The sequence below is a fragment of the Streptomyces sp. NRRL F-6676 genome (assembly GCF_000725625.1).
Taxonomy (GTDB): domain Bacteria; phylum Actinomycetota; class Actinomycetes; order Streptomycetales; family Streptomycetaceae; genus Streptomyces.
In genome coordinates this window covers 494547-508272 of record NZ_JOHS01000001.1, presented here as the reverse complement: position 1 = coordinate 508272, position 13726 = coordinate 494547, and the positions used below count along the sequence as shown (strand labels likewise).

The following is a 13726-nucleotide window of genomic DNA, read 5'->3' as shown; positions in this document are numbered from 1 at the left end:
CCTGCTCCGCGCGGCCCTCGACCTGTTCGGCCCCAAGCGCTGTCTGCTCAGGGGGTCAGCCGTTCCTCACGCAGCGTCTCCCACAGTCCGTCGGGGATCTCGGTCCTCATGTGCCGGAGGTTGGCGCGCATTTCGGCCGGGCTCGCCGTGCCCACGACCACCTGGTCCACCGCCGGGTGGTGCAGCGGGTACTGGAGGGCGGCGGCGGGCAGCGGGACGCCGAAGCGGGCGCAGGTCTCGCGCAACCGTTCGGTGCGGGCGGCGAGTTCGGGCGGTACGGGGCCGTAGTTGTAGTGGGCCGTGGCGGGATCGTCGGAGGCGAGGAGCCCCGAGTTGAACACCGCGACCGCGAGGACCCGTACCCCGCGCTCCTGGCACAGGGGCAGGAGTTCGGCGGCGGCGGGCTGTTCGAGCAGGGTGTACCGCCCGGCGATCATGACGACGTCGAGGTCGCCCTCGCGGACCGCGCGGACGGCCGCCGCCACGCTGTTGACGCCGATTCCGATCTCGTCGACCAGTCCGGCCTCCCGCAGGCGGGCGAGTGCGGGCAGCCCCTGCCGCAGCCCTTCGTCGAGGCCGTAGACGTCGGGGTCGTGGAGGAAGAGGGTGTCGACACGGTCCACGCCGAGCCGTTCCAGCGAGTCGTCGAGGCTGCGCCGGATGCCGTCCGGGCTGGGGTCCCAGTGCCGTACGTGGTCGTCGGGCACGAGGAACCCGCCCGCCTCGTCGGTGCCGTGCCGGCGCCCGGTGTTCGGCACGATGAGGCGGCCGGCCTTCGTCGACAGGCGGTAGCTGTCGCGGGGTTTTTCGCGCAGGAACGCGCCGAGGCGGCGCTCGCCGAGGCCCAGTCCGTAGTGGGGAGCGGTGTCGAAGTCGCGGATGCCGCCCGCCCAGGCCTCCTCCAGTACGGCGCGGGCGTCCTCGTCGGACACCTCGCGGTAAAGGTTGCCGAGGGGTGCGCCTCCGAAGCCGAGCCGGCCGGTCATGCGGCGGCTTCCGTTCCGGTGGGCCGGCGGTGTGCGGCGAGCGAGGCCGCGCGCATCTCGGTTCCGGCGCCCGGGGCGGTGGGGGCACGGTAGCGGCCGTTGTGGATCACCGCGGGGGTGACGAAGTGTTCGTGGAGGTGGTCGACGTATTCGATCATGCGTCCTTCCCTGGTGCCGGAGACGGCGACGAAGTCGAACATCGACAGGTGCTGGACGGCCTCGCACAGGCCCACGCCCCCGGCGTGCGGGCAGACGGGGATGCCGAACTTCGCGGCGAGCAGCAGATGGGCGATGTTCTCGTTGACGCCGCCGACGCGGGCCGCGTCGATCTGGAGGATCTGCACGGCTCCGGCCTGGAGGAACTGCTTGACCATGACGCGGTTGTGCACGTGTTCGCCGGTGGCCACCGGGACGGGGGCGATGGCGCGGGCGATGGCGGCGTGGCCCAGGATGTCGTCGGGGCTGGTGGGTTCCTCCACCCAGGCCGGGTCATAGGGCGCGAGGGCGCGGATCCACTCGACGGCGGCGGCCACGTCCCAGCGCTGGTTGGCGTCGACCGCGATGGGGTAGCCGGCGCCGCAGATCTCGCGGGCGAGCCGCAGACGTCGGATGTCGTCGTCGAGGTCGGCGCCGACCTTCAGTTTGATCTGCGGGAATCCGGCGTCGAGGGCCTCGCGGCACAGACGGGCGAGTTTTCCGTCGGAGTAGCCGAGCCAGCCGGGGCTGGTCGTGTAGGCGGGGTATCCGTCGGCCAGGAGGTCCTGTTCGCGTACGGCCCGGCCGGGTTCGGCGCGGCGCAGGAGGGCGAGGGCCTCGTCGCGGGTGAGGGCGTCGGTGAGGTAGCGGTAGTCGACGAGGTCGGCGATCCGCTCGGGGGACATCCGGGCCAGCAGTTGCCAGAGCGGCAGTCCGGCCCGCTTGGCCCTGAGGTCCCACAGGGCGTTGAGGACCGCGCCGACGGCCATGTGCATGATGCCCTTCTCGGGGCCCAGCCAGCGCAGTTGGGAGTCGTGGGCCAGGATCCGCCATGCCTCGCCCATGTCGTCGAGGAGCGGTTCCACCTCACGTCCGACGAGGTGGCCCTCCAGCATCTGGACGGCGGCCACCTGGACGTCGTTGCCGCGGCCGATGGTGAAGGCGAAGGCGTGTCCCTCGTGGCCGTCGGGCGCGTCGGTGCGGAGGACGACGTAGGCGGCCGAGTAGTCGGGGTCCGGGTTCATGGCGTCGGAGCCGTCGAGCGACGCGGAGGTCGGGAAGCGGACGTCCGCCGTGGAGACGGAGGTGATCGTGGTCATGGGCCCTCCCGGGACGCATCCAAACATCGGATCAATCCTGGGGTCAACTGGTAGGGTGCCGTCGGCTCACGTGTCGTAGGGGCCGAGAGCCGATGTCCGGAATCCGATTGCGGAAGGGGTCTGATGAAGCTCGCACGGATCGGGGAGGCCGGCCGGGAGATTCCGGTCGTCGTCGCCGAGGACCACTACCTCGACCTGTCGGCCCTCACGGACGACATCGACGGGGCCTTCCTGTCGCGGTCCCTGGAGAGTGTCGCCGCCGCGGTGCGCGCGGGGGGCCTGCCGCGGATCGAGCGCGCGGGACAGCGGATCGGCGCGCCGGTCGCCCGGCCCTCCGCGGTCGTCTGCGTGGGGATGAACTACGCCGCCCACGCCGCCGAGTCCGGGGCCGAGCCCCCGAAGGACCTGGTGGTGTTCCTCAAGACCCCGAACACCGTTGCCGGTCCCGACGACGACCTCGCCATCCCGCCGGGCAGCGTGAAGACCGACTGGGAGGTGGAGCTCGGCGTGGTGATCGGCCGCCGGGCGAGCTACCTCGGCTCGCCGGCCGAGGCGCTCGCACACGTCGCCGGATACACGCTGGCCAACGATGTCTCCGAGCGCGAGTGGCAGATCGAGCGGTCCGGGGGCCAGTGGGGCAAGGGCAAGTCCTTCCCCGGCTTCTCCCCCGTCGGCCCCTGGCTGGTCACCGCCGACGAGATCGACCCGGGCGCGCTGCGGCTGCGCAGCTGGGTGAACGGCGAGCCGCGCCAGGACTCCAGCACCTCCGACATGATCTTCGACGTCGGCCAGATCGTGTGGCGGCTCAGCCAGTTCCTGGTCCTGGAGCCGGGTGATCTGGTCCTGACCGGCACACCCGAGGGTGTCGCCCTGTCCGGCCGTTTCCCCTATCTGCGCCCCGGTGACGTCGTCGAACTCGAGATCGACGGACTCGGCCGGCAGCGCCAGGTGACCCGGTGACCGGTTTCGAGAACGTCAGGGCCCTGGTCACCGGCGGCGCGTCGGGGATCGGCGCGGCGATCGTCGCCCGACTGCGCGAGGAGGGTGCGCGGGTCGCCGTACTGGACCTGAACCCGCCCGAGGGCGACCCCGACGCGCACCGGGTGGACGTCGGCAGGGACGAGGAGGTGCGGGCGGCGGTGGCACGTGTCGCCGAGGCCTTCGGCGGGATCGACGTCGTCGTCAACAACGCGGGGATCGGCGCCCAGGGGACGGTGGCCGACAATTCCGACGACGAGTGGCACCGCGTGCTGGACGTCAACGTGCTCGGGGCCGTCCGGGTCAGCCGGGCGGCGCTGCCGTGGCTGCGCCGGTCCCCCTGCGCGGCGATCGTCAACATGTGCTCCGTCGCGGCGCGCGCGGGGCTTCCGGAGCGTGCGCTGTACGGGGCGAGCAAGGGCGCGCTGTACTCGCTGACGCTCCAGATGGCGGCGGACCACGTGCGCGAGGGGATCAGGGTGAACGCGGTCAGTCCCGGCACCGCGGCGACCCCGTGGGTGACCCGGCTGCTGGACTCCGCCGCGGACCCGGTGGCCGAGCGCGCCGCCCTGGACGCCCGGCAGCCGCACGGACGTCTGGTGGAGGCCGCGGAGGTCGCCGACGCGGTCGCCTATCTGGCCAGTCCCCGCGCCGGCTCGACGACGGGCACGGTCGTCGAGGTCGACGGCGGGATGTCGGGGCTCAGGCCGCGCCGCTGACCCTGCTTCGCCCGGTACGCGTCACGGAAAGGACTCCCCGCCATGACCATGTCCGAACGCCCGCCGCTCTACCGGCGGTTCGCCCGGGAGACACCGGCCTGGTTCCGGGACGCCAAGCTCGGCATCTTCGTCCACTGGGGCCCGTACTCCGTGCCGGCCTGGGCCGAGCCCGTCGGGGCGTTCGGCAGCGTCGAGGACGAGGAGGAGTGGTTCCGGCGCAACCCGTACGCCGAGTGGTACGCCAACACCGTCCGCATCGACGGCAGTCCGGCCCGCCGGCACCACCAGGAGACCTACGGCGGGGCCGACTACGACACGTTCCTCGACGCGTGGCGGGCCGAGGCGTTCGACGCCGACGCCGTCATGGACCTCGTCGCCGCCACCGGTGCCCGCTACTTCGTGCCCACCACCAAGCACCACGACGGCGTCACCCTCTGGGACGCCCCCGGGACCGGCGACCGCAACACCGTCCGCCGGGGCCCCGGGCGCGATCTGGTCGGCGAGTTCCACGACGCCGCCGCACGCCGGGGCATCCGCTTCGGCGTGTACTACTCCGGCGGCCTCGACTGGCACTTCGCCCCCGCCCCGCCCCTCGTCCGCCACATCGACGACTCCGTGCGCCCGCGAGACCGGGCCTACGCCGACTACGCCTTCGGCCATGTCGCCGACCTCATCGAGAGGTACCGGCCGGAACTGCTGTGGGGCGACATCGAGTACCCCGACGCGGGCAAGGCCGGAGGCGGCAAGAGCCTCGTCGAACTCTTGCGCCGCTTCTACGCCGCCCGCCCGGAGGGAGTGGTCAACGACCGCTGGGGCGACACGCACTGGGACTTCCGCACCAGCGAGTACGAACAGGACCGTGAGCGCGAGGGCGACGGCGCCTGGGGAGAACTGCCGGGGCGTCGGCTTCTCGTTCGGTTACAACCGACTGGAGGACGCGTCCCACTCGCTGAGCGGGCCGGAGGCGATCCGCCACTTCCTGGACGTCGTCTCGCGCGGCGGCAACCTGCTGCTCAACATCGGCCTCACCGCCTCCGGCGAGGTCCCCCCGGTCCAGCGCCGCACCCTTGAGGCACTCGGCGCCTGGAACCGCGTCCACGGCGACGCGGTCTTCGGGTCGCGGCCCCTCGGCAGGGACGTGGCCCGCCCCTCCGACGAACCCTGGGTCCGCTGGACCCGCACGGACGGTCACGCCCACGCGTTCGTCGACGCACCGGCGGGCGTCCGCGTCACGCTCGACGCGGACGGTGACGCCGTGGACCTGACCGCCGCCACGGGTGCCCGCACCGAGGTCGTCGACGGCACGCTCGTCGTGACGCCCGGGGAACCGGCCCCGGCCGGGCCGGCGCGGGTCGACGTGCCGCTGCGCTGACGACCGGGCGGAGGGTGCGCCGGGCGTGGGAAGGTTCGTCAATGCTCAAGCCACGGCAGCAGGCTGCTGGCAGCCCTCCGTGCTCCGTTCGAGACGGTTGGATCATCAACGACTCGCACACAACCCTCGCTTGACTTCCCCGCCCGCAAGTCCGTGCCGGCCTCCCACGGGAATCACGGGCCGTGTTCTCGCCCGGGTGTCCGGCGAGAACACGGCCCGGTCACTAGCATGCGGTCCATGGGCATCAGACTTGAGAACGTCGGCATCGCCGTCCGTGACCTCGAAGCGGCGATCTCCTTCTTCACCGACCTCGGTCTGACCGTCCTCGGCCGGGACACGGTCAGTGGGGAGTGGACCGACACCGCCGTCGGCCTCGACGGCAACCACGCGAGGATAGCGATGCTCCAGACCCCGGACGGGCACGGTCGCCTCGAACTCTTCGAGTACCTCCATCCCGAGGCGATCGAGTCGGAGCCCACGCGTCCCAACGAGATCGGCATGCACCGTGTCGCCTTCTCCGTCGACGACATCGACGCGGCCCTCGAAACGGCCGCGAGGCACGGCTGCCATCCGCTCCGCGGCGTGGCGACCTACGAGGACATCTACAAGCTCACCTACGTCCGCGGCCCCAGCGGCATCATCGTGATGCTCGCCGAGGAGCTGAGGAAGGGCTGAGGCAGGAGCCTCACAGGTGGCGCAGGCCTTCGACGAGGACGCGGAGGCCGAAGGCGAAGTGGGCGTCGAAGTCCGGGCTCGTCAGCGCGGGGAGTGCGGCCGTGAGGTGCGGGTGTGCTCCGGGCGTCGTGGCGTCCCGCAGGCGTCCGACCGCTCCGGTGTCCTCGGGGGTGCCGGAGAGCGCGGCCTGTTCCTCCAGCGTGTGGCCGAGGACGTAGTTGACGAGGGTCAGGAAGGCGCGGGCCGCGTCCTCGTCGCGCAGGCCGGCCTCGCGCAGTGCGCCTAGGGCGGTTTCGGCGAAGGCCAGGGTGTGGGGGCCGGTGGTGTGGGTGCCGCCGAAGACCCGGGCGCCGTCGCGGCGGGCGAGCAGGGCGCGGCGCATGGTGTGGGCCAGCGCCGTCAGCCGCCCGGCCCAGTCTGCGGTCCCCTCCGGCTCCGGCAGTGGTTCGGCCAGCGGTCGCAACATGCGTTCGGCCATGGCCGTCAGCAGGTCCTGCTTGGTCGTGAAGTGCCGGTAGAGCGCGCCCGCCTGGACACCCAGCCGGTCGGCCAGGCGGCGCATCGTCAGCGCCTCAAGACCGACGTCGTCCAGCAGTTCCAGCGCGGTGGCGACGGTCGAGGCCCGGTCCAGCCGTGCGGGCCGGCCCCGGCCCGCGGTTGACATCGAAGACATGACCCTCACTATAGTGAACGCCGTTCACGTGAACAACGTTCACTAAAGGAGGCATGCCATGACGGAAGCAGAAGTGATCGTCGTCGGCGCCGGGCCGACCGGTCTGATGCTCGCCGGCGAACTGGCCCTGGCGGGCGTACGGACCCGCGTCGTGGAGCGGCGCCGGGAGCCGTCACCGCATTCCCGGGCCCTGACGCTGCACCCGCGCAGCATGGAGGTGCTGGACATGCGCGGGCTCGCCCCGCGCTTCCTCGCCGCGGGCAGCACCGTGCCGGGCTGGCACTTCGCGGCCCTGCACACCCGGCTGGACTTCCGGGCACTGGACACCCGCCACGGGTACACCCTGTTCCTGCCCCAGCTCCGCACGGAGGCCCTGCTGGAGCAGCGGGCCCGGGAGCTGGGCGTGCGGATCGACCGCGGCCACGAGGTGCGGGGCCTCACCCAGGACGCGGAGGGGGTCCGCCTCGAACTCCGTGACGACGCGGGCCGCGACACCACCGCGACGGCGCTGTACGTCGTGGGATGCGACGGCGGACGCAGCACCGTACGGCAGGCCGCCGGCATCGGCTTCCCGGGCACCGACGAGTCCCTCACGGGCATACTCGGCGACTTCGCGGTGTACGACGCCCCGCCCGAGGCACGCGCGGCGGCCGAGGCGGCCGGCATCCTCGCGGTCCCGCTGGAGGGCGGGCTGACCCGGGTCGTCTGCGTCGACCCCGCCCGGATGCGCGTGCCGTCCGGCGAGCCGGTCACCCTCGAGGAGTTCCGGGCCGCACTGCTCCGGCTCTGCGGCCACGACCACGGCATCGCCGACCCGCGCTGGCTGTCCCGCTTCGGCAACGCCACCCGCCTGGCCGACCGCTACCGCCAGGGCCGTGTCCTGGTGGCGGGCGACGCCGCGCACATCCACTTCCCGGCGGCCGGGCAGGGCCTCAACACCGGGCTCCAGGACGCGATGAACCTGGGCTGGAAGCTGGCCGCCGAGATCGGCGGCCGGTCCGGCCCGGGGCTGCTGGACAGCTACGACGCCGAGCGCCGGCCGGTCGGCCGTGCGGTCACCGAGAACACGGTGGTCCAGACGCTTCTCGCCGAACTGTCGCTGGTACCGGAGTACCGCCGTGCCGGTACGGCCCTGCGCTCACTGTTCGACGAACTCCTCGGCATCGAGGGGGTCAACCGCCTCCTCGCCGACCGTACCTCCGGAATCGGCACGGTGTACGCGCCGCCGCCGGGAGCCGACCCGCTGGTGGGCCGCCGGATGCCGGACATCGCGCTGACCACGGCGGAGTCGGGGACCACCCGGGTCCATGAACTCCTCGTCCCGGGCCGCTTCGTACGGATCGAGCTCACGGGCGACGGGCAGCGACGGCCCGTCCGGGAGACGCATCCACGCGTCACCGCCGTGCACGCGACGGCGTACGACGACCACGCCGGCCTGCGCGGGGTCCACGAGGTCCTGGTGCGCCCCGACAGCCACCTCGCCTGGGCCTCCCGCACCGGCGACCCGGACGAACGGGAGGCCGAGCGGAAGGCCGCACTGGCCGACTGGGCGGGGGTGTGAAAGCGCCTCGTCAGGGAGCGGAGCCGGGCCTCACGAGGACGACCGCAGCACCAGCAGGCTGATCTCGCTCGGTGCGAAGACCCGGAACGGCGGCCCCCAGTAGCCCGCGCCCCGGCTGGTGTACAGCTGGGTCCGGTCGCCGTGGCGGCTCAGCCCCTGCACCACGGGCTGGTCGAGCCGTACCAGGTAGTGGAAGGGCCATATCTGCCCGCCGTGGGTGTGGCCGGAGACCTGGAGGTCGACGCCGGCGGCCACGGCCTGGGCCACCTGCTTGGGCTGGTGGGCGACGAGCAGCACCGGCAGGCCGGGCTCGGCGCCCGCCAGCGCGGTGGCGTGGTCGGCGCTGTGCCCGGTCAGCCCGGAGGAGGCGGCGGTGCGGTCGTCCACGCCCGCGAGGACGAGCCGGTCGCCGCCGCGCTCGACGGTCAGATGACGGTTGTGCAGCGCCTCCCAGCCGAGGCCGCTCATCAGGTCGAGCCAGCCCTGCGCCTCCCCGTGGTACTCGTGGTTGCCCGTGACGTAGACCCTGGCCAGCCGGGCCCGGACGGTGCCCAGGGGCGCGACCTGCTCCCGGCGCCGGGCGATCGTGCCGTCGGCTATGTCGCCCGCGTGGCAGACGATGTCGGGCTCCAGGGCGTTGACGGCGTCGGCGACCCGCGTCGACCAGCGGGCCCGGTCGATGGGCCCGTAGTGGGTGTCGGCGAGGACGACCACGCGGGTCCCGTCGAGGCCGGGGCCCAGCCGGGGGATCGTCACCTCCACCCGCCGGATGCGGGGCACCCGCATGGCCTCCACGTAACCCCACGTCAGAAGGGCCGCGGCGACGACCGCGATCGCGACGGACACCGCCCTGGCCGTCTGCTGTCCCCCGGCCCCGGCGACGGCCAGGGCGATCCGCAGCACACCGCCGAGGGCGGACCACACGAACAGGACCCAGACCACGCCGAGGGTGGTGTCGGCCGTACGGGCCGCCCGGTCGAGCTGACGCCGGCCGTGCCCCAGGGCCATCACCACCGGGAACGCCAACTCGGCCGCCGCGCACAGGATTCCGCCGCCGACGACGACCGGGACCGGCCACCTGGCGCCGGACGCCAGCAGCACCCACCACGGCAGGAAGAACAGCGAGGTGAGCACGGCGAGCAGCACCAGCGCCCGGCCGATCCACCCACGCCACCGGCCTGCCGGGGCCTCCGCCGCGCCCTGCTCGTCGGAGGGCGCGCCGGCGACCGCGGCGTCCTCTCCCCCGGCCGGCCCGGTCCGTACGTCCGTCACGTTCCCACCCCACACCCACTCACAGCCCAATGAACGCTTCCATCTTCGCCCCTCGCGCGCGCCGCCGGGCACCCCTGTGGACAACGGCCGGCCCGTGCGCGAATTTTTGTTGTTCTCCCCGCCGGCCCACGTCTCCGACAGTGGGCCAGTAAGAATGCCCTGCGGATGCGGGACGAGGGAGAGACGGTTCATGCGTACAGACCACGGGAGCGATCCCGGCACCGGGCTGGTGTCCGCCGCCTGTGCGGGCGATCCGCGGGCCGTCGAGGGGTTGGTGGCGCAGTCCCTGCCGCTGGTCTACAACATCGTCGGCCGTGCGCTGGGCGGGGGCCAGGACGTCGACGACGTCGTACAGGAGACGCTGCTGCGCGTGGTGCGCGGCCTGGACCGGCTGGAGAACCCCTCGTCGTACCGATCGTGGATGGTGGCCATCACCGTGCGGCAGATACGGGACTGGATACGGGGCCGCGCACAGGACCGGGAGAGCCGCGAACCCGTCGAACTGGCCGCCCAGTTCGCCGATCCCGCGTCCGACTTCGCGTCCCTCACCGTGCTGCGGCTGCAACTCGACAGCGACCGGCGGGAGGTGGCGGAGGCGACGCGCTGGCTGGACGAGGACCAGCGGGAACTGCTGTCGCTGTGGTGGCTGGAGGAGACCGGGGAGCTGGAGCGGACTGAGGTGTGCGAGGCGCTCGGCCTGTCGGGCAAGCACACGGCCGTGCGCGTCCAGCGGCTCAAGGAGCAGCTCGACGTGGCCAGGACGGTGGTCCGGGTGCTCGCCGCGCGGCCGGCCTGCGCGGAGCTGTCCGAGCTCGTCCAGGGGTGGGACGCGGTGCCGAGTCCCCTGTGGCGCAAGCGGATCGCGCGCCATGCCCGGGGCTGTGCCCACTGCGGTGCGCGGCAGGGCCGGCTGGTTCCCGTGGGCCGGCTGCTCATGGGGCTCCCGCTGGTCGTCCCGCCGGCCGGACTGCGGCAGGCGGTGTGGGCGGCGATCGCGCCGGCGGTGCCGCCGGCCGGGGGCACGGAGGCGGGGGCGCCCGGGAGCGCGGGTCCGCGTCCCCGGGGCGCGCACGCCGCCGGGCGGGCCGCGTCCCGACGCCGTACGCCGGGCCGCGCCGGGCACGCCCGCACGGTCACGGCGGCGGTCGCGACGGCGACGGTCGTCCTCGGTGCCTTCGCCCTGGTGCACTACCAGGACGCCGACCGTACGGCCGCGGCCCCGGCGGGCGCGCCGACGGCGAGCAGCGCGAGGACGAGCGCCAGCGCGACGACGAGCGTCTCTCCCTCCCCCGGCTCGTCGGCGAAGAAGAAGCAGAAGGAGAAGGAGAAAGGGAAGAAGACCGAGCCGTCGGCCTCGGCCGGCACCGCCCGGGCGTCGCGGGCCCCCAGCGGCGAGGCCGCCGCACCCGCCGCCGATCCGGTGGTCTCCTCGTCCCGCAAGGGTGTCGGTGTCTGGTCCTTCCCCGGCATGTCCGACGCGCTGAGCCGTTCCGGGGCCGGCTGGTACTACACCTGGTCGACCGCGCACCCCGGCATCGCGGCCTCCGGCCGCGCCGACTTCGTACCGATGATCTGGGGCGCGAAGAGCGTTACCGCGCAGGCGCTCTCGGAGGCGAAGGCGGCCGGCCCCTATCTGCTCGGCTTCAACGAACCCGACATGAGCGCCCAGTCGAACATGACCGTCGACCAGGCGCTGGATCTGTGGCCCAAGGTGCAGGCGACCGGCGCCACGCTCGGCAGCCCCGCGGTGGCCTACGGCGGCGACCGGGCGGGTGGCTGGCTGGACCGCTTCATGAGCGGGGCGAAGCAGCGGGGGTACCGCGTGGACTTCATCGCACTGCACTGGTACGGCGGCGACTTTCGCACCGAGGCCGCCGTGGAGCAGCTGCGCGGCTATCTGAGCGCGGTGTACGCGCGCTATCACAAGCCGATCTGGCTCACCGAGTTCGCCCTCATCGACTTCTCCCGGGGCACCCGCTACCCCACGGACGCCGAGCAGGCGGCGTTCCTCACCTCGGCCACCAAGATGCTGGCCGGGCTGCCCTATCTCAAGCGCTACGCCTGGTTCGGCCTCGGCACGGACGAGACGGGGCCGGGGACCACGCTGTTCCGTTCGAACTCCGCCCTGACGGCGGAGGGCCGCGCGTTCCGCTCGGCGCCGTGACCTTCGCCGGGCGGTCGCCCCGGTGGGCGACAACGGGCCGAAGGCGAGCGGTGACAGAACGGTGACATCTCCGTCACCAACCGTTCGGCCGGGCCGCCGGTCCAACTGGGCGGGTGCGGGAAGAGTCCCGCGGCCCGCCCGGCAGGGCGATCAATGCGACGGAGGGGCCGTACGGTCCTTCCCCAGGGGGAACATCATGAAGCGCATGCATCGAGCCGCCGCCGTCACCGCCGTCGCCGCCGCCGCGGTGGCCTCGGCCGCCGTCTTCGCGGCACCGGCCTCCGCCACCGCGCAGGGGGCCTACGCGGCCGCGTACAACGGGGCCTGCGGCTCCGGGTACGGCGTCCTGCACGGCTACGACATCGGTGAGCTCGGCACCGTCTACCTCACCTGGAACGAACGGACCGGCGAGAACTGCGCCGTGACCGTGCGGGCGCGGAAGGGCGCGCCCGTGTACATGCAGGCGAAGGTGTTCCAGACCGACCACACCCAGGTCAGCGCCTCGGACTCGGGCGCCTACACGACGTACGCGGGCCCCGTCTACGTCCCGGGGCGCGGCGAGTGCGTCACCGTGCGGGGGCAGATCGACGACGCGTACGCGAGCTTCGCGGGCTTCTGCGGCTGACCGTCACCGGCGGCACGCGTGCGGAGCCCCGTCACGGGGCGGGGCTCCGCCGTGCCGGCGTCCTGTCGTGCCCGGAAATGATCTCGTCCGTGCCGCCCGCGACAGGAAACGCCATACCCGTTCAGGACCGGTCGTAATGGACCGTGCCAGGTGACCTCGGGGAAAGCGGGGGAAGAAGGAACGGCAGCCGATGGGAGGTTGCCGTGGAGAATGCGGATGTCGAACTGGGTGAGCTTCTCACCGCCGCGGAGGCAGCGCCTCCGGGGGAGTCCGTCGACGTGGTGGCACGCGACCTGCAAAAGAGGTTCGGGGCGGAGCGCGTGTCCTTCCTGTTCGCCGACCTCGTCGGCCAGCAACTGGTGCGGCTGTCCGCGGGCGACGACGGCGACGGCGACGGCCGCGCCGAGCCCTTCGCGTTGCGGGGCAGTGTCTACGACGAGGTCCTGCGCAGCCAGCGGCAGTACGTGGAACCCGAGGACCAGGGCGGACAGCGCGTCATCACACCGGTGACCAACCGGGGCGACTGCCTCGGCGTACTGGAGGTGACTTTGCAGCACGCCGACGGGGCCACGCTGGAGCAGATCGCCGAAGCGGCACACGTGCTGGCGTACATCGTCGTCACGGACCGCCGGTTCACCGACCTCTACCACCTGGGCCGGCGGACCACCCGGACCAGTCTGGCCGCGGAGATCCAGCACCAGCTCCTCCCCTCGGCCTCCTGCTGCGAGGCCGTCCAGTTCACCCTGGCCGCGGGGCTCGTCCCGGCCGACGACATCGGCGGTGACACCTACGACTACTCCCTCGACCGTGACACGCTGCACCTGTCCATCACCGACGCCATGGGGCACGACACCGACTCCGCGCTGCTGGCCACCCTGTTGGTCGGTGCGCTGCGCCGGGCGCGCCGCGATGGCTGCGACGCGCTCAGACAGGCCCGGGAGGCCCACCAGGCCCTGCTGCGCCACGCCCGCGGGCTGGCCACCGGTCAACTGCTGTGCGTGAATCTCGAAACGGGTGTCTGCGAGCTGGTCAACGCCGGGCACCCCTGGCCCCTGCGGGTGCGCGACGGCGTCGCCGAGGAGGTCGCCCTCGGCGTGAACCTGCCGTTCGGGGTGGCGGCGCCCACCCACTACCGGGTGCAGGAACTGGAGCTGCGCCCCGGGGACCGGCTGGTGCTGCTCACCGACGGCATGCAGGACCGCGGTGCCGCGGCCGTCGACCTGGCCGCACTCGTCCGCGACACCCGCGCCCTGCACCCGCGGGAGGCCGTCCGCGCCCTGACGACCGCGGTCCTGGAGGCCTGCCACGGACAGCTGGGCGACGACGCCACCGTCCTGGTCCTGGACTGGTACGGTGCCCGTCGCGAGAAGCCGTCCGCGGCCGAACCCGGCCCCGCGCCCCGCTGA

General features: G+C 73.1%; 12 protein-coding genes and 2 pseudogenes. 10 read left to right on the top strand and 4 right to left on the bottom strand.

What is annotated here, in order from left to right:
* Positions 1-47: 47 nt before the first annotated feature.
* Together IO29_RS01985 and IO29_RS01980 are read right to left on the bottom strand one after the other, a co-directional pair.
* Entirely contained in the window at positions 48-986 is a 939-nt protein-coding gene (locus IO29_RS01985; protein ID WP_030377263.1) for an aldo/keto reductase, read from the bottom strand.
* Positions 983-2281 (bottom strand): enolase C-terminal domain-like protein, encoded by a 1299-nt coding sequence (locus IO29_RS01980; RefSeq protein ID WP_030377262.1) that lies wholly within the window; start codon positions 2279-2281, stop codon positions 983-985. Before IO29_RS01980 ends, IO29_RS01985 begins: the two co-directional genes overlap by 4 nt.
* Positions 2282-2404: 123 nt before the next feature.
* Here IO29_RS01980 and IO29_RS01975 point away from each other — a divergent pair, with 123 nt between their 5' ends.
* The 6 genes and pseudogenes from IO29_RS01975 to IO29_RS01960 all read left to right on the top strand — a co-directional run bounded on the left by IO29_RS01975 (position 2405) and on the right by IO29_RS01960 (position 6025).
* The gene (locus IO29_RS01975) at positions 2405-3241 is read left to right on the top strand and encodes a fumarylacetoacetate hydrolase family protein (protein WP_030377261.1); all 837 of its coding nucleotides are present in this window, start codon (positions 2405-2407) and stop codon (positions 3239-3241) included.
* Positions 3238-3978 (top strand): SDR family NAD(P)-dependent oxidoreductase, encoded by a 741-nt coding sequence (locus tag IO29_RS01970; protein ID WP_030377260.1) that lies wholly within the window; start codon positions 3238-3240, stop codon positions 3976-3978. Before IO29_RS01975 ends, IO29_RS01970 begins: the two co-directional genes overlap by 4 nt.
* A 42-nt stretch (positions 3979-4020) precedes the next feature.
* Positions 4021-4782 (top strand): annotated as a pseudogene (locus IO29_RS39225) (alpha-L-fucosidase); the annotation flags it as partial.
* A 55-nt stretch (positions 4783-4837) separates the two neighbouring features.
* Positions 4838-5020, top strand: a pseudogene (locus tag IO29_RS40320) (alpha-L-fucosidase); the annotation flags it as partial.
* A gap of 96 nt (positions 5021-5116) precedes the next feature.
* Complete coding sequence (locus tag IO29_RS39220; RefSeq protein WP_234307357.1) at positions 5117-5350, top strand: hypothetical protein; 234 nt, start codon at positions 5117-5119, stop codon at positions 5348-5350.
* A 237-nt stretch (positions 5351-5587) separates the two neighbouring features.
* The gene (locus IO29_RS01960) at positions 5588-6025 is read left to right on the top strand and encodes a VOC family protein (RefSeq protein ID WP_030377259.1); all 438 of its coding nucleotides are present in this window, start codon (positions 5588-5590) and stop codon (positions 6023-6025) included.
* 10 nt (positions 6026-6035) lie between these two features.
* Here the strand turns inward: IO29_RS01960 and IO29_RS01955 are convergent, their stop codons facing one another.
* Positions 6036-6698: a TetR/AcrR family transcriptional regulator gene (locus IO29_RS01955; RefSeq protein WP_030377258.1), complete on the bottom strand. Its 663-nt coding sequence runs from the start codon at positions 6696-6698 to the stop codon at positions 6036-6038.
* Positions 6699-6756: 58 nt separating this feature from the next.
* Between IO29_RS01955 and IO29_RS01950 the strand changes: the two genes are divergently transcribed.
* A complete protein-coding gene (locus IO29_RS01950) occupies positions 6757-8259 on the top strand; it encodes a monooxygenase (RefSeq protein ID WP_030377257.1) in 1503 nt (500 codons plus the stop codon).
* 30 nt (positions 8260-8289) lie between these two features.
* On the opposite strand, the gene IO29_RS01945 is transcribed toward IO29_RS01950, so the two are convergent.
* Positions 8290-9420, bottom strand: coding sequence for a metallophosphoesterase (locus IO29_RS01945; protein WP_051707182.1), 1131 nt, complete (start codon positions 9418-9420; stop codon positions 8290-8292).
* A gap of 301 nt (positions 9421-9721) precedes the next feature.
* On the opposite strand from IO29_RS01945, the gene IO29_RS01940 reads away from it, so the two are divergent.
* From IO29_RS01940 to IO29_RS01930, 3 genes are all read left to right on the top strand, one after another.
* Complete coding sequence (locus IO29_RS01940; protein ID WP_030377255.1) at positions 9722-11695, top strand: sigma-70 family RNA polymerase sigma factor; 1974 nt, start codon at positions 9722-9724, stop codon at positions 11693-11695.
* Between the two features lie 205 nt (positions 11696-11900).
* Positions 11901-12320 (top strand): spore-associated protein A, encoded by a 420-nt coding sequence (locus IO29_RS01935; RefSeq protein ID WP_234307356.1) that lies wholly within the window; start codon positions 11901-11903, stop codon positions 12318-12320.
* 203 nt (positions 12321-12523) lie between these two features.
* Positions 12524-13726 (top strand): PP2C family protein-serine/threonine phosphatase, encoded by a 1203-nt coding sequence (locus IO29_RS01930; protein WP_030377253.1) that lies wholly within the window; start codon positions 12524-12526, stop codon positions 13724-13726.